The 24,091-nt window shown below is 72.3% G+C and carries 15 protein-coding genes; 4 read left to right on the plus strand and 11 right to left on the minus strand.

Annotated features, from left to right (window positions below; translation table 11 throughout):
* Nucleotides 1–114: 114 nt before the first annotated feature.
* From V1633_RS25570 to aspS, 8 genes are all read right to left on the minus strand, one after another.
* Nucleotides 115–585, minus strand: a complete 471-nt coding sequence (locus V1633_RS25570) for a DUF948 domain-containing protein (protein ID WP_331216941.1) — start codon at nucleotides 583–585, stop codon at nucleotides 115–117.
* A gap of 140 nt (nucleotides 586–725) precedes the next feature.
* Nucleotides 726–1,403, minus strand: a complete 678-nt coding sequence (locus V1633_RS25575) for a hypothetical protein (RefSeq protein WP_331216979.1) — start codon at nucleotides 1,401–1,403, stop codon at nucleotides 726–728.
* 2,015 nt (nucleotides 1,404–3,418) lie between these two features.
* A complete protein-coding gene (locus V1633_RS25580) occupies nucleotides 3,419–5,068 on the minus strand; it encodes a replication-associated recombination protein A (RefSeq protein ID WP_331216942.1) in 1,650 nt (549 codons plus the stop codon).
* A 75-nt stretch (nucleotides 5,069–5,143) separates the two neighbouring features.
* A complete protein-coding gene (locus V1633_RS25585) occupies nucleotides 5,144–5,407 on the minus strand; it encodes a hypothetical protein (protein WP_407952105.1) in 264 nt (87 codons plus the stop codon).
* Nucleotides 5,408–5,486: 79 nt separating this feature from the next.
* A complete protein-coding gene (locus V1633_RS25590; protein WP_331216943.1) occupies nucleotides 5,487–6,902 on the minus strand; it encodes an MFS transporter in 1,416 nt (471 codons plus the stop codon).
* Nucleotides 6,899–7,579 (minus strand): ArsR/SmtB family transcription factor, encoded by a 681-nt coding sequence (locus V1633_RS25595; protein WP_331216944.1) that lies wholly within the window; start codon nucleotides 7,577–7,579, stop codon nucleotides 6,899–6,901. The genes V1633_RS25590 and V1633_RS25595 overlap by 4 nt, the downstream gene beginning before the upstream one ends.
* 262 nt (nucleotides 7,580–7,841) lie before the next feature.
* Entirely contained in the window at nucleotides 7,842–8,897 is a 1,056-nt protein-coding gene (locus V1633_RS25600; protein WP_331216945.1) for a hypothetical protein, read from the minus strand.
* A 796-nt stretch (nucleotides 8,898–9,693) separates the two neighbouring features.
* Nucleotides 9,694–11,502, minus strand: coding sequence for an aspartate--tRNA ligase (gene aspS, locus V1633_RS25605; RefSeq protein WP_331216946.1), 1,809 nt, complete (start codon nucleotides 11,500–11,502; stop codon nucleotides 9,694–9,696).
* Nucleotides 11,503–11,854: 352 nt separating this feature from the next.
* On the opposite strand from aspS, the gene V1633_RS25610 reads away from it, so the two are divergent.
* The 3 genes from V1633_RS25610 (at nucleotide 11,855) to V1633_RS25620 (ending at nucleotide 16,208) form a co-directional block, all read left to right on the plus strand.
* The gene (locus V1633_RS25610; RefSeq protein WP_331216947.1) at nucleotides 11,855–15,133 is read left to right on the plus strand and encodes an RHS repeat-associated core domain-containing protein; all 3,279 of its coding nucleotides are present in this window, start codon (nucleotides 11,855–11,857) and stop codon (nucleotides 15,131–15,133) included.
* Nucleotides 15,134–15,168: 35 nt separating this feature from the next.
* Nucleotides 15,169–15,336, plus strand: coding sequence for a hypothetical protein (locus tag V1633_RS25615; protein WP_331216948.1), 168 nt, complete (start codon nucleotides 15,169–15,171; stop codon nucleotides 15,334–15,336).
* Nucleotides 15,337–15,554: 218 nt separating this feature from the next.
* On the plus strand, nucleotides 15,555–16,208 hold the full coding sequence (locus V1633_RS25620; RefSeq protein WP_331216949.1) for an alpha-ketoglutarate-dependent dioxygenase AlkB: 654 nt from the start codon (nucleotides 15,555–15,557) through the stop codon (nucleotides 16,206–16,208).
* A 116-nt stretch (nucleotides 16,209–16,324) separates the two neighbouring features.
* Here the strand turns inward: V1633_RS25620 and V1633_RS25625 are convergent, their stop codons facing one another.
* Genes V1633_RS25625 through V1633_RS25635 form a run of 3 tightly spaced genes read right to left on the minus strand, consistent with a single transcriptional unit; the run spans nucleotide 16,325 to nucleotide 18,015 of the window.
* The gene (locus V1633_RS25625) at nucleotides 16,325–16,765 is read right to left on the minus strand and encodes a TolC family protein (protein ID WP_331216950.1); all 441 of its coding nucleotides are present in this window, start codon (nucleotides 16,763–16,765) and stop codon (nucleotides 16,325–16,327) included.
* Nucleotides 16,762–17,223, minus strand: coding sequence for a hypothetical protein (locus V1633_RS25630; protein WP_331216951.1), 462 nt, complete (start codon nucleotides 17,221–17,223; stop codon nucleotides 16,762–16,764). The genes V1633_RS25625 and V1633_RS25630 overlap by 4 nt, the downstream gene beginning before the upstream one ends.
* A gap of 42 nt (nucleotides 17,224–17,265) precedes the next feature.
* Nucleotides 17,266–18,015: a hypothetical protein gene (locus tag V1633_RS25635; protein ID WP_331216952.1), complete on the minus strand. Its 750-nt coding sequence runs from the start codon at nucleotides 18,013–18,015 to the stop codon at nucleotides 17,266–17,268.
* A 301-nt stretch (nucleotides 18,016–18,316) separates the two neighbouring features.
* On the opposite strand from V1633_RS25635, the gene V1633_RS25640 reads away from it, so the two are divergent.
* Complete coding sequence (locus tag V1633_RS25640; RefSeq protein WP_331216953.1) at nucleotides 18,317–24,088, plus strand: WD40 domain-containing protein; 5,772 nt, start codon at nucleotides 18,317–18,319, stop codon at nucleotides 24,086–24,088.
* The last annotated feature ends 3 nt before the right edge of the window (nucleotides 24,089–24,091 follow it).

Consider the following 24,091-nt stretch of genomic DNA (forward strand, 5'->3'; position numbering starts at 1 on the left):
GGTTGGATCCCCGCCGGACCGGCGAACCCGGGCCCGGGGACGGGCCGCGACGTCGACCCGCCGAGATCGGGACGGACCCACCGACGGGTCGGCCCGGATCGCCGGGGGTCCCGGTCACCGCCCGCCGCGCCGGCTGGCCCGGCGCTGCTGCTTCAGCGTGGTACGGACCTCACGCTCCTGCTCCGCGCTGCGGCGGGCGGCGGCGGCCCGACGTACGCCGTACCCGAACGCCGCCACCTTGACCAGCGGGTTCGCCGCGGCGGCGGAGATCACGGTGGCCAGGTTCGCGACATTGGCGGTGACGTTCTGGGCGTGCCCGGTCATCGTGTCGATCTTCGCGAGCTGGATGTTGACCCCGTCGAGCGAGGTGTGCACCTGCCCCAGCGCCGTGTTCACGTTCTCGATGGTCACGTTCATGTTCGTGAGCAGCGGCGCCGTACGCTCGTTGATGTCGTTGATCGCCCGGGTCGCCGCGTCGACGGTGTTGCCCAGCCGCCAGATCGGCCTGGCCATCACCAGCACCAGCATCAGGAACGCCCCGGCCGCGACGAGCGCGGCGATCTGACCGATCTCTCCAGCGTCCACCCGTGTCCTCCTCCATGCACCGTCTTGAAACGCGCGACCGTCTCACTCGGACACCGGCGTGTCGCCGCTCTGCAACGGCACGCCGGATCGCCCATCGGAGTATCAACCGCCAACCCTACCGTCGGTGACGACCACCGGCCTCACGACGGGGTGGGTGTGGGGAGCAGGTCGTCCGGCAGCGGCAGGTCAGGGTCCACACCGGGGAACGACGGGTCGGTGGTCGGCCTCGGGCCGAGCCGGTCGTCCGCGATCGCGTTGCGTACCTTGATCGAGATCACCGACCCCTGGCAGTCCGTACCCGGATTCTCCGCTCCGGCCGGGTCACCGGGCTCGGTACCCTCCGCCGGAGGCGCTCCCGGGGACTCGCCCGGCACAGCCTCCGGGCAGGCCGGTGGGCGTACCCAGAGGTCGAGCGTCAACTCGTCCCGCCGCCAGCAGCTGTAGTGCTGGTTCTCCACCGGCTGCTCCGGGCAGAGCGCCACCTTCCAGGGCTGCCAGCCCTCGCCGGTCAACGCGGACTCGTACGCCTGGGCGGTCTCCTCCCAGGGCCGTTCGGACTCCAGGGTCCGTTCCCGGAACCGGCATTCGAGCAGGCACCACCGGCTGCCGCTCACCCCGTCCACGATGTCCTGCTCGGCCCAGGCGGGCACGGTGAGGGCGTCGAGGGAGTTGAAGACGGGATCGCGGGTCGCCGCCCGGATACCGAAGTACGTCGGCAGCGCGCCGAGCACCAGCAGGCTCGCCAGCAGCAGGGCGATGGTCCGGAGCCGACGCTGCTCGCGGATCTGGTGCCGCAGGTCGGTACGCGCACCCGGCACCGGTTCCCGTTCGTCGGACGCCTCCCCGGACCGGTCGTGGGGCTGGCCCGGCTCAGCCGGCCGCCCACCTCCCGGTCCGGTACGCGGCTCGACACCATCCGGTCGGGCGACGCCGGCCACCGGGGCGGCACCCGCCGACGGCGAATCAACCGGCGGTACGGCCGCACCCGCACGCACCGGGGCAGCCGGCGGTACGGCCGCACCCGCACGCACCGGGGCAGCCGGCGGCACGGCCACACCCGCACGCACCGGGGCACCCGGTGTGACGGCGGGTCCCCGACCTGCCGGGACCGGGCCGGTCCGGGCCGGCGGCGGGCCCTGCCCCGGGGTCTGCCGGGACTCCGGCCCGGGACGGCCGGGTTCCCCGGGCCCGCCGGCGGGCTGTCCAGGCACCGGCCGGGAGCGGTCCGGAGCCATCGGACCACGGGCCGCGGCGGCAGGACGGCCGGTCTCCACCGGACCCGTCGGGCGGTCGGTCCCACCGGGGCGCGGACCCGGACCGGGCGGCGCGGGCGGAACCGGCGGGACAGCGGTCCGTGCCCCGCCCACCGAGGGTGGTGGCCCGTCAGGACGCGGTCCGGCGTCGGCCGGACTCACCTCCCCCTGCCGGCCCGGCACCACCGGCAGTCCGCCGCTGTGCCGGCCGACCGGACCGGGGCCGGACGGACGAGGGGCGGGCGGGGGTTCGGCTCCGGGCCGGACGCGCGGCCCACGAGGTGGCGGAACGGGGTCGTCGCCCGGCGGCGCCTCGTGTCGACCGCCACCGTGTCGGCCGCCCGGCCGCTCGGTGTCGAGGCCCGGCGCACCGGCCGGCGGGTGGGTCACTGTCGGCGGACCGGGTTCCCGGCTCGCCGGTGCGGACCCGCTGACGGGTTCACCGAGCGGCGACCCGGGAGGGCCGGAGACGGTGGGGCCGAAGCCACCCGCCGGGACGATCGGGCGGCCGCCGGCCGGCCGCCCCGCCGGCCGGAGCCGGTCCGTCAGCGGACCGGAGTGGCCGGTACCGGGGTCGTCACCGGCACCGGCGGGCCGCAGTGGTGGAGCACCTGGCGCGGCGTGCGCGCCCGGCACGGCACCGGCCGGACGTACGCCGGGCCTGGCCGGGTCGACCGCTCCCGGCCCAGCCGCGGCGGGACGGTCCGGCGGGGCCGTCGGCGCGGACACACCCGGCAGCGGTGGCGCGTTGCCCGACGCGGGTACGACAACATCGCCGGCCGGCGGCGGTTGACTGTGCCGGCCGGCCGACGGGCCGGTCGGGGTGCCCGGCGTGGCGGCATGCCCGTGCCGACCGGCGGGCCGGTCGTCCGGCCGGATCCCCGCCGACCGGCGTCCCGGTGGCGGCTCGGCCGGGCCACCGTGGCGTGGCTGGTGGATGCCACCGGTCGGCGGCTCGACACCCGGGTCGGTACCCGGTCGACCGTCGGGCCGGACGCCGGGCGGCGGGGTCCGCTCGTCCACCGGGCCCCGGTCCACCGGTACGCCCGGCCACGGCCCGGGGCGCACCGCGGCACCGGGCGCTGGTCCGGCGGCCGGTGTGGCGCCCGCCGCCGGAGGAAAGCCGACCGGCGGCCCGCCGGCCCGGCCCGGGTACTCGGCGGGACCGGTCGGAGATCCCGACGGCGTCGGGGGGAAGACCGGGCCGGGTCGCTCGCCCGGGCCGGCCGGTTCCCCCCGGCCGACCGGAGGCGCCATCCCGCCCGTCGCCGGCTCCGCCCGACCGGGCGGCGGCGGATCCGACAGTTCCGCCAAGGCGCGGTCCCGGGCACTGCCCGACGACGCCTCCGGTGCGCCGGGCAGCCGCTCCGGCGGGTTGGCGGGGACGCCGTCGCCGGGGCCGATCGCCGACCGCTCCTCCTTGGCGGTACGCAGGTCGGCGATCCAGCCGAGTTCCTCGCCGCTCACCTCGGGCTGCTCGGGCACCTCCTCCGACTTGCCCCGGCCCCAGCGGCGGCCCTTGCCCCGTGGCTCCCGCCGCTCGTCGTGGGCGTCCTCGCCCGGGTCCGAACCGCGCGATCTCACTGGTCTGCCTCCCCGACCGACGTTCCGTCGCTGTCCTGCGCCACCCTGTCGTCCCCGATCCCGTCCGCCGTCCGGCCGTTCGGGGTCGTGTCCCCGGTACGACCGTTCTGGTCCGCCTTCGTCGCGGCCGACTCCGTTGCGTCCGCCGGACCGCCACCGCCCCCGGCCGGCGGCGCACCACCACCACCCGATGCCGGGGCGCCGCCGTCACCTGACGGTGGACCGCCGCCGCGACCCGACGGTCTACCGCCGCCGTCACCCGACGGTGGGGCGGCCTGGCCCCGGACGATCCGGCGGAGCAGTGGCAGCCGGGTACTCACCGCGCGCTCGGCACCGTGTCCGGTCGGTCGGTAGTACTCCACCCCGACCAGGTCGTCGGGCGCGTACTGCTGGGTGACCACACCCCGGTGGTCGTCGTGCGGATAGCGGTACCCGGTGCCGTGCCCGAGTCCCCGCGATCCGGGATAGTGCGCGTCACGCAACGCCCGGGGCACCGGGCCACCGCGTCCGGCACGTACGTCGGCGATCGCGGCGCCGATCGCGGTGGTCGACGAGTTCGACTTCGGTGCGGTGGCCATGTGGATCACCGCCTGGGCGAGGTTGAGCTGCGCCTCGGGCAGCCCGACGTACTCCACGGCATGGGCGGCGGCGGTCGCGACGCTCAACGCGCTCGGGTCGGCCATGCCGACGTCCTCACTGGCGAAGATCACGATCCGCCGGGCGATGAACCGGGGATCCTCGCCGGCGACCAGCATCCGGGCCAGCCAGTGCACCGCGGCATCCACATCGGAGCCACGCATGCTCTTGATGAACGCGCTGGTGACGTCGTAGTGGGCGTCACCGTCCCGGTCGTAGCGCACCGCCGCCACGTCGACCGCCTGCTCGGCGGTGGCCAGGTCGATCACCGTACCGCCGAGCGCGGTCGCCGAGCCGGCCGCCGCCTCCAGGGCGGTGAGCGCCTTGCGCACGTCTCCGCCGGCGAGCCGGACCAGGTGGTCCTCGGCGTCGGGGGCCAGGCTGAGCGTGCCGCCGAGACCGCGCTCGTCGGTGGTCGCCCGGCGGAGCAGCCCCCGGACCGCGTCGTCGGTCAGCGGCTGCAGGGTGAGCAGCACGCACCGGGACAGCAGCGGCGAGATGATCGAGAAGTACGGATTCTCGGTGGTGGCCGCCAGCAGGGTGACCGTCCGGTCCTCGACCGCCGCCAGCAGGGAATCCTGCTGCGTCTTGCTGAACCGGTGCACCTCGTCGATGAAGAGCACCGTCGGCGGGCCGCCGGCCCGGCGCTCCCGCCGGGCCGTGTCGATGACCGCGCGAACGTCCTTCACCCCGGCGGAGAGGGCCGACATCGCCACGAAGCGTCGCTCGGTGGCGCCCGCGACCAGGTGCGCGATCGTGGTCTTGCCGCTGCCCGGTGGCCCCCAGAGGATCACCGACATCGGCGCCGCGCCACTGACCAGTTGACGCAGCGGCGAGCCCGGCGCCAGCAGGTGGTCCTGCCCCACCAACTCGTCGAGCCTGGTCGGACGCATCCGGACCGGCAGCGGCGAATCGACGGCCGGTGCGGTGAAGCCAGCGGCGCCGGTCCCGGCCGACGCGGCAGGCCCGCCACCGGGATCGACAAGCGAGAATAGGCCGTCGGACTCCATCACGAAGACACTACCGGCCCGGTTTCCGGTGCCGGAAATGCACCGATGACCGGGCCGGTCGTCAGGCGGTTCCGATCAGCCACGACCGGGGCGACGGCCCCGGTACCACCGTCCGCCACCACCGGCGGTGCCCGGCCCCCGGCCCACCCCGGCCAGGTAGAGCGCGAGGAACAGCAGGCCGAGCATCAGCAGGGTGTGCACGTTGAACAGGTCCGGCGCGCCGAGGTCGGAGTCGAAGAGGTCGAGCAGTAGGGCGAAGCCGAAGATGCCGGCGGCGATGTAGGCGAGCATGAGTTCCTCCCGGTGGGGGTCCCAGTAGGTCGGCCAGGTTGTACCCAACGTCGCCACCGGCCAATCCCGGCCGGCGATCAGGTCCCGGAGGTGGCGTGCCGGACGCACCACCTCCGGAGGTACCGGTTCAACCCCGCCCGCCGGCCGGTGCCGGTTCGGCCGGCTGCCGTTGCCCGGGCGCCACGGCGGGCTCCGCCGGCTCGGTCCCGAACGGCTCCGGGCCCGCTGGGACGGTCGCTCCCGGGCCGGCCGGGCCGGAACCGTCCGGACCCACCGGGCCGGGGGCATCCGGGCCGGCGGAGCCGGCCCTGCCCCGTCCGGCCAGCCAGGCGGGCAGGTAGAGCGGTGCGGCGACGGCGAGCACCACGGCGCCGACCACCATCGCCGTACCGACCGAGGTCGCCGCGGCGAGTGCGGTCAGCAGCACGCCGCCGAGCGCGGCGGCGGGCTGGGCCATCATCGAGTTGAGCGAGACGACGCTGTTGCGGTACGGCCCGTCGACCTGACGGTGCAACAGACCCATGTGCAGCGGGTTCGACGCACCGTGGATGGCGTAACAGAACAGGTAGGCGGCGATGATCCCGGCCGGCCCGGCAAGCAGCGCCATACCGACCACGGTGGCGCCCTGCAGGACGCGCAGCAGCCCGGCGGTCAACGGCGCGCCCAGCCACCGGGCGACGTACGCGATCAGCGCCGCGCCGCCGGCCGAGGCCAGCCATGCCGCCGAGCCGGTGGGACCGAGCAGCGCCGCCGCCTTGTCCGCGTCACCGATCACCTCGGAGAGCCGTACCGGCAGCAGCGTCTCGAAGGTGACCATGCCGAAGCCCCAGAACAGCTCCACCGCGACCAGGGCGAGCACGATCCGGGACCGGCGCAGCAGTCCGAACGCGCCGCCGATCGCCCGGGGCACCGCCCGGACCGAGGAGCGCAGCGTGGCGACGCCGGCCGCGGGACGTACCTCGACCAGGAGCAGCAGCAGGGCGGCCAGGGCGACAACCTCCAGTGCCACCGCGGCCAGCACCGGGACGGTGAGCGCGCTGAACGGGCCCACCGGCCCGAGGGCGACCAGCCCGCCGGCGAGCAGTGCCCCGGCCGCGATGCAGACCCCGACCACCACTCCCCCGGCGCTGAGCCCGCGCTCGTACTCGCTCTCCGGGTCGGCGGCCAGCGCGGCGTCGACGTACCAGGATTCGAGCGGGCCGCTGTCCAGCGCCCGGAAGATCCCCTGGAGCACGAAGAGCAGGAAGAACAGCACGAACGAGTCGGCGAAGACGAAGAGCACCAGCGAACCGAGGTTGATCAGGGTGGCGGCGATCAGCACCGGCTTGCGCCCCAGCGCGTCGGCCAGCCCACCGGTCGGCAACTCCAGCGCCAGCACGACCAGGCCCTGGGCGGCGGCGACCAGACCGACCTGCGGCAGGGTCAGCCCTCGTTCGAGCAGCAGCAGGGTGATCACAGGAATCAGGAAGCCGATGGGCAGCCAACGCAGCCCGTGCAGGATCAGGTAGCGGTGTCTCACCTGGGCGGCGGTCAAACTGCTCACGGGATCTCCTCCTCGGCCTCGGGGCCGTCGAACGGGGGTGCGGCGAGGGGCATCGGCCCGCGCACCGGGAAGGCGTGCAGGTAGAGCAGTACGCGCTCGGTCCCGCCCGGCTCCTCGGTCTGCTCCTGCTGGGCCGGGTCGTCGACGGAGACGAGGGCGTGCCGGTAGCGGTCCAGCACGGCGTGCAGTTCGTCGGAGAGCTGCTGGAGCTGCCCGGGGGTCAACCGGAGCAGGTAGTCGGAGAGACCGGCCGCCTCCCGCCACTCGACCGGAAACTCCTGCTGGTTCTCCACCCAGCGCTCGGCCTGGTCGGCGTGGACCCGCAGGGCGTACCGGTAGAGCCAGTCAGCCGCCGCGCGGGCGTCCGGATGCTGGTCGAAGTCGGTGGGTCGCCAGTGACTGAGCTGGTGCGCCGCCCGCCACCAGCGCTGCCGGCCGGTGCCCCGCTCGACCTCCTCCTCGACGAGTCCCGCGTCGGCGAGTTGGCGGAGGTGGTAGCTGGTCGCGCCGGTGTTGGTGTCGAGTGCCTGCGCGAGTCGGGTCGCGGTGGCCGGACCGGCCGAGCGCAGCGCGGAGAGCAGTCGTGCCCGGAGCGGATGGGCCAGGACCCGGATCTGGGCGACGTCGAGGTGCACCTGCGACGGTTCGGTGCCGGGCGGCGGCGGAAGGACGGACATGAGATGCACAGTACTTGTGCACAGAATCTATGCACAAGCTCTGTGCACAGAATTTGTGCATCCTTCCCGGCCCACCCCTCCCGCGTCGGGCCGCCCCGCAGGGCCGGATGGGCAGCAGTCAGCCGAGCCCGTCGACCGAATGGGAGGGTGGGCCGGGGACGGAGCGGTCAGATCGCGACGACGAAAAGCCCGCCCCGGCCGCGTGCGGCGGCCGGAGCGGGCTCGGGGTTGCCCTCCGGGGTACGCCCCCGGAGCGCGACGGTCAGCCCGGGAAGTCTCCGGGGTCGACGTCACTGGTACGGGCGTTGCCACCCGCCGTCGGCGTCAGCGTGATCGTCCAGATAGTGTACTGCGACGAGGTGGTGCTGAACTTGAAACTGTCCTCGAAGCGCTGGAAGTTGCAGTCGCGGCTGAACGCCTTGGCCTTGCCGTCCCAGTCCTTCCCGCCGGTCATGTAGATCCGGTACGTGCCGTCCCGGACGCCGCCGACCGTGACCTTGCCCTTGGCCCGGACGTAGACGCTGATCGACGCGCTCTTGGAGCCGTTGCGGACGACGTTGATGACCGCGTCGGTGCCGCCGTCGTTCTCGATCTTGAGCTCGCCGAGCCCGCTCCGGTTCCGCTTGAGGAACTTGCCGTTGCCGAGCCGCCGGTTGCTGTCCGAGGTCTTCTTCGGCACGAACTGTCCGACCTGGTACGACTGCGCCGGGTCCGCCGTCGCGAGCGCCTGCTGGGCGGCGCGCACGTCCTGGGCGGACGACTCGCGGCTGAGCCGGGCCAGCGCCGAGGAGCCGAGGCAGACCTCGCCGGCGCCGGCCGCCGAACCGGTCTCGGCCAGCGAGTCGCTCAGCCCTTCCAGCGCGCTGAGCAGGTCGGCGTGCGCGGTGGCCGCGTTCGGCGGCGGCACGACGCGGCTCAACGCCTCGATCTGCTTCTCGACGGCGGCCTCGATGCCGTCCACCGCCGTCCCGACCGCCTTCGGGCTCTTCGCCCCGCCGAGCTTGCCGAACGCGTCGCCGACCGACTTGTCGACCGTGGCCAGCAGGGCCTGGTACTCCGGCGGAGTCATCGGCGCGGCGCTGGGCGACGCCCCGGAGCCGCCCGGACCCGAGCCGGCCGTGTTCCTGGGGTCCTCGGAGTCGCCGTTCATCCAGAGCAGTAGCGGTACCGCCAGCACCACCAGCAGCACGACCGCGACCGCACCACCGACGATGGCGAGGATCTTTCCCTTGCCCGAGCCGCTCGACGGCGTCGGTCCGACCGGCGGGTACGGACCGTACGGGCCGGCACCCATGGGCGGCCCGGACGCGGGTGGCACCGCACCGTACGGGCCACCAGGCGGAGCCGACGTCGGCGGCACGGCGCCATACGGGCCACCAGGCGGAGCCGACGTCGGCGGCACGGCGCCATACGGGCCACCAGGCGGAGCCGACGTCGGCGGCACGGCGCCATACGGGCCACCAGGCGGAGCCGACGTCGGCGGCACCGCACCGAACGGGGCCGTCGGCGGCACCGCACCGAACGGGGCCGTCGGCGGCACCGTGCCGTACGGAGCCGCAGGCGGCGCGGAGGTCGGGGGCACCGCACCGAACGGGGCCGTCGGTGGAACCGCGTCGGCCGCTCCGGGCACGAGCCGGACCTGGAGGTAGGCGTCGCGTGCGGGCCCACCGGGCGCCGTCGCCGGGCCGATCCCCGGAAGCTGCAGAATCGCCCCGTCGGTCATGCCGGCCGGGATCCGGACCGGCACACTCTGTCCCGACCACGGCAGTGTGACGGTCCGGATGGTCTCGGACCCCACCTCACTCGGATCTATGTTGATGATCAAATCAGGATTCGGCGCCATGTCCCGAGTATGCGTGGCGGCCGCAAACCAATTGACGGCCACCCCGGGCCGGATCGACGACCGTCCCGGCCGAGGGTCGCCCGGCCGACTCCCGGCGGTTCCGACCGGCGATTCCGCTCGTCGGATACGGGCCTACCCGGCAGGGCGAACCCGCTGACGGAGACGGCCGACGGATCGCGACCAGCAGGCGCCGACGGGTCCCCATCCATGATCGTCCGGGGACCCCGCGCGGAGGTGTCCGGTCAGCGGGAGCTGATCCGGGCCGCTGGCGTCAGGAGGGTTCGACCGGAGCCGCGACCCCGGCCGTACCGCCGTGCGCCGGCGCGGTCGGCTTCGGCTTGGCGTCGATCCCCGCCTCGGTCCGCTGCTGCGCCGTGATCGGCGTCGGTGCGCCGGTGAGCGGGTCGAACCCGCCCCGGGTCTTCGGGAACGCGATCACCTCGCGGATCGACTCGGCACCGGCGAGCAGCATGCAGACCCGGTCCCAGCCCAACGCGATACCGCCGTGCGGCGGCGGGCCGTACTTGAAGGCCTCCAGCAGGAAGCCGAACTTGTCGGTCGCCTCGTCCGGGGTGATCCCGAGCAGGTCGAAGACCCGCCGCTGTACGTCGGCCCGGTGGATACGGATCGAGCCGCCACCGATCTCGTTGCCGTTGCAGACGATGTCGTACGCGTAGGCGAGCGCCCGGTCCGGTGCCTCCTCGAACCGGTCCACCCACTCGGCGTTCGGCGAGGTGAACGGGTGGTGCACGGCGGTCCAGCCGCCCTCGTCGGTCTTCTCGAACATCGGCGCGTCGACCACCCAGCAGAACGCCCACGCGCTCTCGTCGACCAGGCCGGCCCGCTTGGCGATCTCGATCCGGGCCGCGCCGAGGAGCTCCTGCGCCTCGCGGGCATGGGCGCCGGCGGCGAAGAAGATCGCGTCGCCGGGCTTGGCGCCGACCGCGTCGGCCAGCCCGCCCAGGTGGTCCGCGGAGAGGTTCTTCGCCACCGGCCCGCGAGCCTCACCGGTCTCGGCGTCGAGCACCACGTACGCCAGGCCGCGCGCCCCGCGCGCCTTCGCCCAGTCCTGCCAGCCGTCGAGTTCCTTGCGGGTCTGGCTCGCACCGCCCGGCATCACCACCGCGCCGACGTACCCGCCGGCGTCGATCGCCCCGGCGAAGACCCGGAACTCGGTGCCGCGCAGGTAGTCGGTCAGCTCGGTCAGCTCGACCCCGTACCGCAGGTCGGGCTTGTCGGAGCCGTACCGGGCCATCGCGTCGTGCCAGGTGATCCGGGGAATGGGACGGGTGATCTCGTGTCCGGCGAGCTCGCGCCAGAGGGTGGCGACGATCTCCTCGCCGAGGTCGATCACGTCGTCCTGGGTGACGAACGACATCTCGATGTCGAGCTGGGTGAACTCCGGCTGCCGGTCGGCCCGGAAGTCCTCGTCCCGGTAGCAGCGGGCGATCTGGTAGTACCGCTCCATGCCGCCGACCATCAGCAACTGCTTGAACAACTGCGGGGACTGCGGCAGGGCGTACCAGGTGCCGGGCTGGAGACGTACCGGCACCAGGAAGTCGCGGGCGCCTTCCGGCGTCGACCGGGTCAGGGTCGGGGTCTCGATCTCCAGGAAGTCGCGGCCGTGCAGCACGGTGCGGGCGAGTTGGTTGGCCGCCGAACGCAGTCGCATCGCCTTCGCCGGGCCGCTGCGCCGCAGGTCCAGGTAGCGGTACTTGAGCCGAATGTCGTCGCCGGCCTCGACCTGGTCGTCGACCGGCAGCGGCAGCGGGGCCGCCTCAGAGAGGATCTCCAGCCGGTTGACCGTCACCTCGATCTCGCCGGTGGCCAGCTCCGGGTTGTCGTTGCCCTCCGGCCGGCGGGTCACCTCGCCGGTGACCTGGACGCAGTACTCGTTGCGCAGCGCGTGCGCCGACTCCATCCCCTCGCGGAACACCACCTGCACCACCCCGGAGGCGTCGCGCAGGTCGACGAAGATCACGCCGCCGTGGTCCCGCCGCCGGGCCACCCAGCCGGCGAGGGTCACCGTGCTGCCGGCATGCGTCGCGCGCAGGGTGCCGGCGTCATGGGTACGGATCACGGCAAGTGTCTCCTCACGTGTTGCGGGCGTTGCGGTGACCGAAAGGTCCGCCCCGACATTCTGTCAGGGTGGTCGACGACTCCCGGCAGCCCACCCGGCCACCAGGACCGCTCCGGTCCGGTCCCGCCCGTTCCGCGTACCCGGTCCGCCACCGCCGGATCGATCACGTTGACCCGTGTCTGAGGCGGGTGATGCGATTTTGCCCGCGCCCCTACCGCACGACCGTCAACTCCGACATCCGAACGTGGCGTTGTTCCCTCACCGACAAATCCGCGGAGCAGTTGCACCAGGACAAGGAACTCACGTGCAACGATCTCTCCCGCTGTAGCCACCAATGCACGGGGAGGTACACGTGGCACTGCGCGCGCCCGCGCTTGTTTCCCTGCTGACACTCGCCGCCTCGGTCCTGGCCGTCCCAGCGCTGCCGGTCTCGGCCAGCGCCCAGCCCGCCCCGGACACCACCACCGCCAGCCGGCCGACCCAGCCCGCCTCACCCGGTTCGCCGGACCGGCTCGCGCTCGGCCCGTCCGACGCACCACTGGCCATGCTGACCGGGCCGGTCTCCGTACCGGTGGGCACGGGGCCGGTCCGCAACGGTTCCTTCACCACCTTCAACCTGACCGACAAGGTCGTCGCCGAGGTCAACAACGGGTCCGGCAACCTGCTGGTCCGCAGCACCGACCTGGTGCTGCCGGGCATCGCCGAGAACCTCCTTCTCGGCTCCGCCTACAACAGCCTCTTCACCGGTAGCGACCTGCCGACCGGCTCGCTGGGCCACGGCTGGCGTACCCGCTCGGGGGTGGACGTCAAGCTGATCAAGGCGGACGACAACTCGGTCACCTACGTCGCCGCGGACGGCGTGGTCGGCCGGTTTGTCCCCAGCGGGTCCGGCTACACGACACCCGGGGAGTTCAAGGCCACCCTGAGCGTGGACGGCGCCGGCTGGCGGCTGACCGAGCACGAGACCGGCCGTGAGCTCTACTTCACGTCCGCCGGCCTGCTCGACCGCGCGCTCGACCGCAACGACAACGTGACCGACTACACCTACGACGCCAACGGCCGGTTGACCACGGTCACGTCTGACCGGGGCGCGGCGGCGACGCGTACCGCCACCGTCCGGTACGGCAGCAACGGCTTCATCTCGAAGATCGAGCAGACCGCCGGCGGCCTGTACCGCCGGGTCGAGTACGCCTACGACGGCAGCGGCAACCTCACCGAGATCTGCTCGCTGACCGAGTCGGACGTCCGGTTCCAGTACGACTCCGCGCACCGGATCACGAAGATCACCAGCGGAATCAAGGACTCCGATCCCGGCGCGGTCACCACCATCACCTACGACGCCTCGAACCGGGTCACCTCGGTGAAGCGGATCATCGACGAGAAGCACGACCCGAACGCCGGGGCGGTGACCCGGTGGGCGTACCCGTCGGCGACGCAGACGCTGGTCGCCGACGCCAACACCGACCAGTCCCAGCCGGTCACCTCGGTGCCGCGCACCACCTTCACGGTCAACGCCGACAAGCGGGTGACCAGGGCGGTCGACCCGGCGGGCAAGACCCGGGAGACCAGCTACACCCCCCACCACGACGTGCGGACCCATCGGAACGGCACCGGCGGGACGACCACCAACCGGTTCGACGCGAACGGCGGTCAGTCGTTGACCTCGTCGGCGGCCCCGACCGGCGCCGCGGTCGGTTACGCGTACGCCAACGCGGCCACCCCGAGCAACCCGACCGCGGCCTACCAGCCGTCGTCGAGTTCCGACCCGCAGGGCAACAACAGCCTCTACACCTACAACGGCGCCGGCAACCGGCTGTCAGCGACGGACGCGCTGGCCGCCGAGGCGAAGGTCGACTACAACGCCGACGGCACGGTGAAGTCGTCCACCGATCCGGGCAACGGCACGAACCGCACCACCTACCAGTACGACGCCGACAAGCAGCTCATCTCGGTGACGCCACCGACCGGCACCTCGCTGGGTGTCCGTAAGTTCAACTACGACGAGTTCGGACGCGTACACGAGATCACCGACGGGCGCGGACGGGTCATCCACCACGACTACGACAACCAGGACCGGATCACGAAGATCACGTACTCGGACGGCACCCCCGCCGTCGAGTACAAGTACGACGCCGCCGGCAACGTCTACGCCCGCTCGGACGGCAACGGCTACCAGAACTTCTCCTACGACCGGCTCAACCGGCTCATCGAGCGCCAGGCCACCCACGAGTACGTCTACGACCCGGTCGGGAACCTGGTCGAGTTGCGGGACCAGCGCGGCAGTTCGTTCTACACCTACGACACCCGCAACCTGCTCACCCGGCTGGTCGCGGACACCGGCACCTACACCTTCGGCTACGACGACGAGGGCCGGCGCACCTCGACCCGGTTGACGGTCTCCTCGGTCGCCGTCGCCGAGACCGTCAACACCTTCGACCAGTCCGGACGGATCACCCGGACCACCAGTCGGCGATGGCAGAGCGGTCAGGCCAGCACCGTCTTCGACGTGTCGTACTGCTACGCGAAGCGGGTCGGCACGGCAGCCTGTTCCATCGCGGAGGCGGACGACACCGGACTGCGGCAGTGGCAGACCGACCACCACCGCTCCGACGCGGTCAGCGTGTACACCTACGACGCCGGCAACCGGTTGACCAAGGCTACCGACATCGACGGCCGGACCTACGAGTACGCCTACGACGCCAACGGCAACCGGACGTCGGAGAAGGTGAACGGCAGCGTCACTCAGTCGCTGACGTACAACCCCGGGAACCAGATCACCAGCGCCGGTTACCGATACGACGCGGCCGGCAACCAGGAGACCGGTTCGGCGGCACGGAACTTCACACACAACGCAGCCGGCCAGTTGACCGGTGGCAGGAACACCCAAGGACAGTCGGTGCGGTGGCAGTACAGCGGTCCGGACCAGCTCGAACTCGGTTGGAAGACCGCGGGTTCGTTCGAACAGCGCTTCTTCTACGGGCTGAACGACCAGAACGGCCTGCCGACGCTCCAGAGCTACACGGTGCCGAGTCCGTACGTCCGGCACTACGTCGAGCGCGACCAGGCCGGTACCCCGATCGGCTTCCGGGCCAAGACGAACGGGGTCTTCCACCACTACTTCTACGTGCTGGACGGGCTCGGCTCGGTGGTGGGTCTGGTCAGGTACGACGGGGCACTCGCCGCGTCGTACACCTACGACCCGTACGGCAAGGTCATCCGCGCGACCGGGGTGGGCGACGAGGTCCACGAGAACGCGATCGGCTTCGCCGGAGGGCTGCGGCAGGACGATCTGACCAAGTTCGGGCACCGTTGGTACGATCCCAACACCGGACGATTCACCCAACAGGACAGCCTGAGTTTCATCGGCAATCCCGCCAAGGGCAACCGCTACGCCTACGCCGGCTGCAATCCGGTCAACTACATCGACCCCACTGGCCAGGACCTCTGCATGCTCTCGGTGCAGGCCGCCATCTGGGGCCTCGGCGCGGCGTTCTTCGGGGTCCTTGCCGCCACCGGCGGCGGGATCGTCCTGGGCGTGGCAATCACCGGAGCGCAGGCGGGCGCGATCTCGGCGGCGATGGGCGGTTCCGGCGCACTGGCCGCGCTGCTCGGCGAGATCTTCTGTGACTGATCGCGATCGGGACCGACACGACACTTGGAGGCGGTTTGGATTCCCTGGGATTGCTCGGTGCCGCCTTCGGCGCGGTCTCCGCGGTGGTTTTTGTCCTCGGAGTACGGACCCGGGACCGCGCCCGGCAACAGAAGATCTTCGTTGTGGCCACGGCACTGGTCCTGGTGATGGTGGCACTACTGATCGTGTCAATGTTCGATTGAGCGATCGGCACGGAGAACGCTGATCAAGGCCCTGGCGGGGCGTCGGTCCGATACCGGCGCCCCGCTGGTCGATTGGTTCGCGGTTGGTGCGCCGGGCGGCTTCGAACCGACGAGCCACCCCTCCCCACCCCGGGTGCAGCCGCGTCGAGCAGCGACGATGTCACCCACAGGACCCGGGCAGCAGCACAGGTGTTCGAAGTGACGGCTACCATCGGGGCATGACGCAGGCCGCGTACCAGCCCTCGATGCTGGACTTCGGGACCGACGACGGCGTCGCGGGCGACGGCGCCGCCCTCGGTCCACTCGCCGGACGGATCCGCCGCCACGAACTGACCCGTGGCGCCTGGCTCGACCACCTGCCCGGCTGGGTCCGGGGCTCCGACGCGGTGCTGACCACACTGTTGGCGGACGTCGACTGGCAGGCCGAACGCCGCCGGATGTACGACGACGTCGTCGACGTTCCCCGGCTGCTCCGCTGGTACGGCGACGGGGAACCGCTGCCGCATCCGGTGCTGACCGCGGCCCGTACGGCGCTGACCCGGCACTACGCCGCCGAACTCGGCGAGCCGTTCGTCACCGCCGGCATGTGTCTCTACCGGGACGGGCGGGACAGCGTCGCCTGGCACGGCGACACCCTCGGCCGGTCGGCCACCGTCGACACCATGGTCGCGATCGTCTCCTTCGGGTCGCCACGACCGCTGCTGCTCCGACCGCGCGGTGGCGGATCGAGTCTGCGCTTCCCGGTCGGCCACGGTGACCTGGTGGTGATGGGCGGCTCCTGCCAGCGCACCTGGGAACACGCGATCCCGAAGACGGCCCGGCCGGTCGGCCCCCGGGTCAGCGTGCAGTTCCGGCCCGCAGGTGTCGCCTGAGTCCCGGCGGCGGCCCGGGCCACGCCCGCCGGGGCCTGAAGCCCCGGCGGCGGCCCGGAGACCCTCGGTGGGTCGCCGAACGCCGACAGCGCCGGCTCGCCGAGCGTCGACCGGCGTCAGCGCTGCCGCGGATTGTCGTCCGACCAGGCTCGGTCGCCCGGTAGTCGTTCCGGGACACCACTGCTGGAGACGAGTACCCGGAGTTGGTCGATGGTGGCGGACGGGGCGAGGATCGCCGCCCGCCACCGTCGGATCATCGCGGTGGCCTCCCGGACCACCGTTCGGAGTTCGGATATCTCCCGGGTCGCCGCCTCCACCTGGCGGCGGGCACTGACCGCCTCCGCCTCCAGTTCGGCGACCCTGGCCTTCAGCGGTTGAACGAGGATCAACGCGGTGTCGGTCAGGACGTCGGCGGCATCGGCCTTGAACTTGCGGCGTTGCAGCAGCACGGTGGCGATGGCGGTGATTCCACCCGCACCACCCAGCACACCGATGACGGAAACCAGGATCTCGACCCACGGCGGGCCCGACGGGGGAGGTGGACTGGGCGTGGTCACGGCGGATCTCTTTCTACGAGCATCGGGACGTCGACCGGGGCTGCCGTGTCGTCGAGCCGGGCGAGCCGGCCCAGGTCCCGTACGATCTGGATGGCACGACACCAGGCGGCGACCGCGGTGCCGGCGGTGAACGTTCCCGCGAAGACCCCCGACGCGCCGATGCTCACCAGCAGCGCGATGGCGTACATCCCGGTGACCGCGCCGAGCGCGAGCAGTGCCCCGAGTTCCACACCGAGCCGGGTCGCGGGATGCCCCGGCCAGAGGATGCCGACGAGCCCGACCACACCCACGACGACGAGCGTGAGTTCCCAGGCCCGTTCCAGGTCGCCGGGGATGGCGGCGGAGACCGACCGTGGACTGCCCTCGATGCCGACCAGCGTGATCCCGCAGACCAGCGCGGCGAGCAGGGAGGTCACCTCGAACGGGTGTCGCCCGGAGTCGGTCCGGACCGGGCGCATCGGTCCGTCACCCCCTCTGGTCGCGGCGGACCGGTGTCCGCCTCATGGCAGCACCGGCCGGCCGCTGTCGAACCAGACGTTGCTGCTGTGCCAGAGGATGCCGGGACGGGGCGGTCGGGTGACGATCCCGAACCAGTGGTGCCGGCCGAAGACGTTGCGCTGGAAGACGGCGTTCGACGCGACCAGCCCGGGGCGGATGGCGATGGTGTAGGCGCCCCCGTCGAAGTAGTTGTCCTCGACCCTCAGGTTGTGTACGGCTCCGCCCAGCAGCAGGCACGAGTTCATCGGATCGGAGGTGCTCGACCGGTACGCGTCCAGCCGGTTGTGCCGGACCAGGACGTCGGTGGCGTCGACCAGCCGCAGGCAGTCGTTGTGCGATCCGGGCGCCCGGACCAGGTCGTGGATCCAGCAGTCGACGACGTTCGTACGCGAGCCGAGCCGGACGCCGTCCCGGACATGGTGGATGTCGACCCGGCGCAGTGTGTAGTCGTCGAGGTGAACGGCGGCCGACGCCTGACCCCGCCCGTCGATCTCGACGTCCTCGACCAGCAGGTTGGTCGCGGAGCCGAGGGTACGGATCGCGAAGCCCGCGCCGTCGGCGGTGATCTTCGAGCGCCGGATGACGACGTTGCGGGCGTAGACGTTGACGTGACCGGTGACGTGCAGGTTCGTGACCACCTGGCCGTCGCGGGTGAGGTTGACGGAACCCGACGGGGTCAGCGCGGTTCCGGACGGTACGCCGGTGCTGGTCGGGCCGGGCCATTGGGTGAGTGGAGCGAGTGGTGTGGGCATGGGTCTCTCCCGTGAAGACCGTGCGGGCAGGAAACTGTGCCGGGCGAATGCCCGACGCCGCTCCGACCGCCCACCGGTCCCGGTACGCCACCCGGTCCACTGGCCGGCTCGCCAGGCCGTTGATCAAAGATCCCGTCTCCCCGGATACCCAAGTGTTACAGAGCCACCAAGTGCGAAACGCCTGTCGATCAGACAGATCCCGGACAGGTCGGCGAGGCGGCCCGGACTTCCGGTAACCCATTAGGGTGAGGTCAATTCGCCGACCGCACAGGAGGCGGCACCGTGACGCCCCGGGGCGAGCATGACCGACCGTGAGGCCCGACCTGAGCAGTTCGTGGTCCGGATCGTCGGGCCGCACGGCGTGCCGGTCGGGGTCGGCACCCTGGTCGGCCCACGCGAGATCCTCACCTGCGCGCACGTGGTCAATGCCGCGCTCGGCCGGCCGCAGCGGTCGCAGACACTCCCCGACGCACCGCTGACCGTGGACTTCCCGCTGCTGCCCGACGAGCCGGGTCGGCGGGCCCGGGTGGAACGCTGGACCCCGCCACCGGACGACCGCAGTCCCGGCGACGACATCGCCGGCCTGGTGCTGGTCGACGACGGGCCACCGGCGGGCGCGCTACCGGCCCGACTCGCGGTCAACCTGCCGCCGACCGGCCGCACCCTGCGGGTCTTCGGCTATCCCGGGCGACCGCCCCGTCCGGACGGGGCCTGGGTGCCGACCGCACTGCGTGGCCAGGTCGGCGGGGGCCGGCTCCAACTCGACTCCGGTCCCGACGCCGCGCTGCGGGTCCAACCCGGCTACAGCGGAAGCCCGGTGTACGACGAGACGACCGGCCGGGTCGTCGGCATGCTCGCCCTCGCACCGGCGGCGAGCACCGGCGACCGGGACAGCTACGCGACCGCCCCGGACCGGCTCCGGCTCACCTGGCCAGGGGTGCTCGACCTCCGGTCCGCCAGCTACGGGACGGGGCGGCCCGGTACCGGACGGGACCGGGCGGGGGCCGACCGGCTCACCGTGCTGCACGTCTCCGACCCGCAGTTCGGCCGGCACCATCTCTTCGGTGGCAACGGCCTGACCCCGGCCGACCGGCCGTACGACGCCCTGCACGCTCGGCTGCACCAGGACCTGACCGGGCTGGCCGACCGGCACGGCCTGCTGCCGGATCTGTTGGTGGTCACCGGTGACCTCGCCGAACGGGGCCTGCGCAGCGAGTTCGAACAGGTCGCGGCGTGCCTGGAGGCGCTCTGCGAGGCGGTGGAACTGCCCCGGAGCCGGGTGGTGGTCGTACCCGGCAACCACGACGTCAACCGGAAGGGTTGCGAGAGCTACTTCAACGCCGAGGAGGCCGACGAGCGTGAACCGGTGCCGCCGTACTTCCCGAAGTGGAAGCAGTTCGTCGCGGCGTTCAAGGGGTTCTACGTCGACGTACCAGGGGTCAGCTTCACCCCGGACGAGCCGTGGACGCTGTTCGAAGTGCCGGACCTGCGGGTGGTGGTCGCCGGGCTCAACTCCACCATGGCGGAGAGCCACCTCGACACCGACCACTACGGCTGGCTCGGCGAACGGCAGCTCCGCTGGTTCGCCGACCGGCTCGCCGACTACCGGGCCCGGGGGTGGTTGCGGCTCGCCGCGGTCCACCACAACGCCGTACGCGGCGCGGTGCAGGACGACGAGAACCTGCGCGACGCCGACGACCTGGACCGGATCCTCGGCGAGCCGGGCCTGGTCCACCTGCTGCTGCACGGGCACACCCACGACGGTCGGCTGCACCGGCTCCCCTCCGGGCTGGTCGCGCTCGCCACCGGCAGCGCGGCGGTCATGCCGGACGCCCGACCGGCCGAGGTGCCGAACCAGTACCAGCTGGTCACCATCGAGCGGAACGGCTTCACCCGGTACGCCCGGCAGTACGCCGTCGGGCAACGCCGGTGGATCGGCGACACCCGGATCAGCCGTACCGGTTCGGAGTGGCACGACCGGCAGTCGTACGCGCTGACCGACGTCGACGCCACGTTCCCACCGGAGGAGCCTGTCGACGAGCCGGCCGATCCGAAGCTGGACCACGTCCGGCTGGGTGATGTGATGGTCAGTACGACAGTCCAGGGGTACGAGCCGGGGCGACCCGACGACACCTTGTTCGGCCGGGTGGTGGAGGCGACCCGGTTCCGGTACCCGCTGGCGCGGCTGGACCTCCGGCCCGGCAAGCGCTACCTGCGGGTCTCGAACCCACTGCCGGACGGCGACGGCGCGGGCCAGTGGGCGGTCGGCGTGCTCGACGCCGCCCCCACCGCCGAGGCTGTCCGCCAGTTCGCCGGCTCGGTGCACGCCGGGTTCGCCAGTGCGGATCCGCGGGTGCGGTCCGAACTTGTCCATCCCGGGCCGGCCGCGTCGAAGGAACTGGTCGACGAGGCCCGGCGTCAGGGCGTCCGGCTGCTCAGCTTCGTGGCGTACCAGGGTCTGCTGGACCTCAGTCCGCTGCTCGGCCGGCAGTCCGACCGGCTGGCCAACGACCGGATCTATCCGCCGGGGATGTACCTGCCGCAGCGTTACCGCATGGTCGACGCGTACGCCGAGGGTGACGTCCGGGAAGGTCTCGACGGCCAGGTGTGCGACTGGCTCCGCGACGACGCGGCCCGGCTCGTGATGGTGCTCGGCGACTTCGGCCGGGGCAAGACCGCACTGTTGCGCCACCTCGCCCACACGCTGCCCGACGTGCTGCCGGACCTCGAACCGGTGCTGGTCGAGCTGCGCAGCCTGGAGAAGGCGCCGTCGCTGGACGAACTGCTGGGTCAGCACCTGATCCGCAACCAGGTCGAGGACATCAACCCGGCCAAGCTCCGTTACATGATCCACAGTGGTCGGCTCGCCCTGCTCTTCGACGGTTTCGACGAACTCGAACTGCGGGTGGGCTACGACAGCGCCGCCGACTACCTGCGGATCCTGCTGGAGTCGGTGACCGACCGGGCCAAGGTGGTGCTGACCAGCCGTACGCAGCACTTCCGCTCCACCCGCCAGGTCCGTACCGCGCTCGGCGACCGGATCGCCGGGTTGACCGCCAGCCGTGTCGTCGTGCTGGAGGACTTCACCACCGAGCAGATCATCCGGTTCCTGACCAACCTGTACGGCGGCGACGGCGCGGCGGCCCAGGCACGGTACCGGCTCATCACCGAGATCGAGGACCTGCTCGGACTCGCCCGCAACCCCCGGATGCTCGCCTTCATCGCCAAGCTCGACGAGCAGCGGCTACGTGACGTGCAGCAGCGCAAGGGCCGGATCAGCGCCGCCGAGCTCTACCACGAACTGGTCGACTTCTGGCTGGTCGGCGAGGCCACCCGACAGCAGCACCGGCACGGGAAGCCGTCGCTGGACGAGAAGGAACGGCTGGACGCCTGCACCGCGCTGGCCCGACGGCTCTGGGCCTCCACCGAGCCCACCATCGCGCTGGCGACGCTGTCGGCCGAGGTCGGTGCCACCCTGACCCGGCTCGCCGAGCGGGGTTACAACGCCGACCAGGCCGCCCACTCGGTCGCGTCGGGCAGTCTGCTGGTCCGCGCCGACGACGACGCGTTCACCTTCGTACACCAGTCCATCATGGAATGGTTGGTGGCCAACGCGGCCGCCGACGACCTCCGGGCGGGCGGAGACTCCGAGGAACTCCGTGCCCGGCGGCTCTCACCACTGATGGTGGACTTCTTCGGCGATCTCGCCGGGCACACCGAGGCGGCGCGGTGGGCGGATCGGGTGCTCGCCGATCCGGACACCGGCGAGGTCGCCAAGCAGAATGCCCTCGCCGTCCGGACCCGCGTCGGCGCCTTCGTGCCGCCCGGGAAGCCGGTGATCGGCGAACGACACAGCCTGGCCGGGCTCGACCTGCGTACCCAGGACCTGAGCGGGCGGGATCTGCGCGGCGCCGACCTGCGGGAAGCCGATCTCCGACGGGTCCGACTGGAGGGTGTCGACCTGTCCGGGGCGGATCTGCGTCACGCCGACTTCACCGGTACCCGGCTGGTCGGTGGCAGCCTCCGGGATGCCCGGCTGGGCGGCAGCCGCTGGTTCCGGGCCGCCCTGCTCGGCACCGAGCTCGACGTCCCCGCGCCCGAACTCGCCGCGGCGGCGGTCGTCGGCCAGGATCGGGCGACGGTGGCGGTGACCCCGCCCGGAGCTGCCCTCTCGGTGGCCTTCGCGCCCGACGGCGCCCTGCTCGCGATGGCCCGGGGTCACTTCGTCGAGGTGATCGACCGGGCGGACAACCGGACGATCGGTCTGCTGGCCGGCCACTCCGGGCCGGTGACCTCCGTCGACTGGTCTCCGGACGGCACCCGGCTCGCCACCGCCTCCGACGACGGGACCGCCCGGATCTGGGACACCGCCACCGGCCAGGCCACGGTCACCCTCACCGGCCACACCGCGCGGATCAACGCGGTCGGCTGGTCGGCCGACAACGCACACGTCGCCACCGCCTCGGCCGACGACACCGCCCGGATCTGGGACGCCACCACCGGCCAGACCACCACCATCCTCACCGGCCACACCGACTGGGTACGCGCCATCGCCTGGTCCCCCGACGGCACCCTCGCCACCGCCTCCGACGACAAGGCCATCCGGATCTGGGACACCACCACCGGCCAGACCACCACCATCCTCACCGGCCACACCGACTGGGTACGCGCCATCGCCTGGTCCCCCGACGGCACCCTAGCCACCGCCTCCGACGACAGGACCATCCGGATCTGGGACACCACCACCGGCCAGACCACCACCACTCTGACCGGCCACACGCTCTGGATCACCGCGATCGCCTGGTCCCCCGACGGCACCCGGCTCGCCACGGCCTCCGACGACAACACCATCCGGATCTGGGACACCACCACCGGCCAGACCACCACCACCCTCACCGGCCAGGGCGGCCGGATCCACGCCGTCGCCTGGTCCCCCGACGGCGCGCAGCTCGCCACCAGCTCGATCAGCGGCGGTCGGATCTGGGACACCGTCGCGGGCCAACCCCTGACGACCCTCACCGGCGAGACCGCCTGGGTACGCGGCGTCGCCTGGTCGCCCGACGGCACCCGGATCGCCACCGCCTCCGACGACAACACCATCCGAACCTGGCACCTCGCCACCGGCCGCTCCAGCACCGTCCTCACCGGTCACCACGGGCAGGTCGCGGCAGTCGTCTGGTCCGCCGACGGCACCCAACTCGCCACCGCCTACGACGACAACACCATCCGCGTCTGGCACCTCGCCACCGGCCGCCTCACCGGGACCGTTGCCGGTGACAACCGTCGGGTCGCGGCAGTCGCCTGGTCCCCCGACGGCATCCGGATCGCCACCGTCCACGACGACGCCATCCGGATCTGGGACACCAGCACCGGCCAGACCACCAGCACCCTCACCGACCACACCGACGGCGTGCGTGCCCTCGCCTGGGCACCCGACGGCACCCGGCTCGCCACCAGCTCGAACGATGCGACCATCCGGATCTGGCAGACCCGCACCGGCGAGTCCACGACGCTCGCCCGGCACAACTCACTGGTCAACGAGATCGCCTGGTCACCCGACGGCGTCCACCTCGCCACCAGCTCGGCCGACGGCACCACCCGGATCTGGGACACCACCACGGACGAATCCACGATTCTCGCTGGTCACAGTCGATCGGTGAGCGAGCTGGTCTGGTCCCCCGACGGCGTCCACCTCGCCATCAGCTCGGCCGACGGCACCATCCGGATCTGGGACACCACCGCCGGCCGGCCCACCACCACCCTCACCGGTCACGCCGGCGGGATCACCGCGATCGCCTGGTCCCCCGACGGCACCCACCTCGCCACCAGCTCGGCCGACGGCACCACCCGGATCTGGGACGCGACGACGGCGGAGCCGCTCGCCATCCTGGTCGGTCTGCCCGACGAGGGGTACGCCGTGCTGTTTCCGGACGGGTCGTACAAGCTGCACGGGGATCCGGGCGACGTGCTGTGGTGGAGCATCAAGCTGTGCCGGTTCGCCCCGGGCGAGCTGGACCCGTACGTGCCGGAGATCCGGCGCCTGCCGGACGACCACCCGCTGCTGTCCCGCTGAGCT

The sequence above is a fragment of the Plantactinospora sonchi genome (assembly GCF_036422035.1).
In the GTDB taxonomy this organism is placed as follows: Bacteria; Actinomycetota; Actinomycetes; order Mycobacteriales; family Micromonosporaceae; genus Plantactinospora; species Plantactinospora sonchi.

Coding starts and splice junctions, on each gene's coding strand:
- V1633_RS25620 (WP_331216949.1), top strand. CDS start 15,555: ATGACGCAGGCCGCGTACCAGCCCTCGATGCTGGACTTCGGGACCGAC.
- V1633_RS25630 (WP_331216951.1), bottom strand. CDS start 17,223: ATGCGCCCGGTCCGGACCGACTCCGGGCGACACCCGTTCGAGGTGACC.
- V1633_RS25595 (WP_331216944.1), bottom strand. CDS start 7,579: ATGTCCGTCCTTCCGCCGCCGCCCGGCACCGAACCGTCGCAGGTGCAC.
- V1633_RS25635 (WP_331216952.1), bottom strand. CDS start 18,015: ATGCCCACACCACTCGCTCCACTCACCCAATGGCCCGGCCCGACCAGC.
- V1633_RS25640 (WP_331216953.1), top strand. CDS start 18,317: ATGACCGACCGTGAGGCCCGACCTGAGCAGTTCGTGGTCCGGATCGTC.
- V1633_RS25580 (WP_331216942.1), bottom strand. CDS start 5,068: ATGGAGTCCGACGGCCTATTCTCGCTTGTCGATCCCGGTGGCGGGCCT.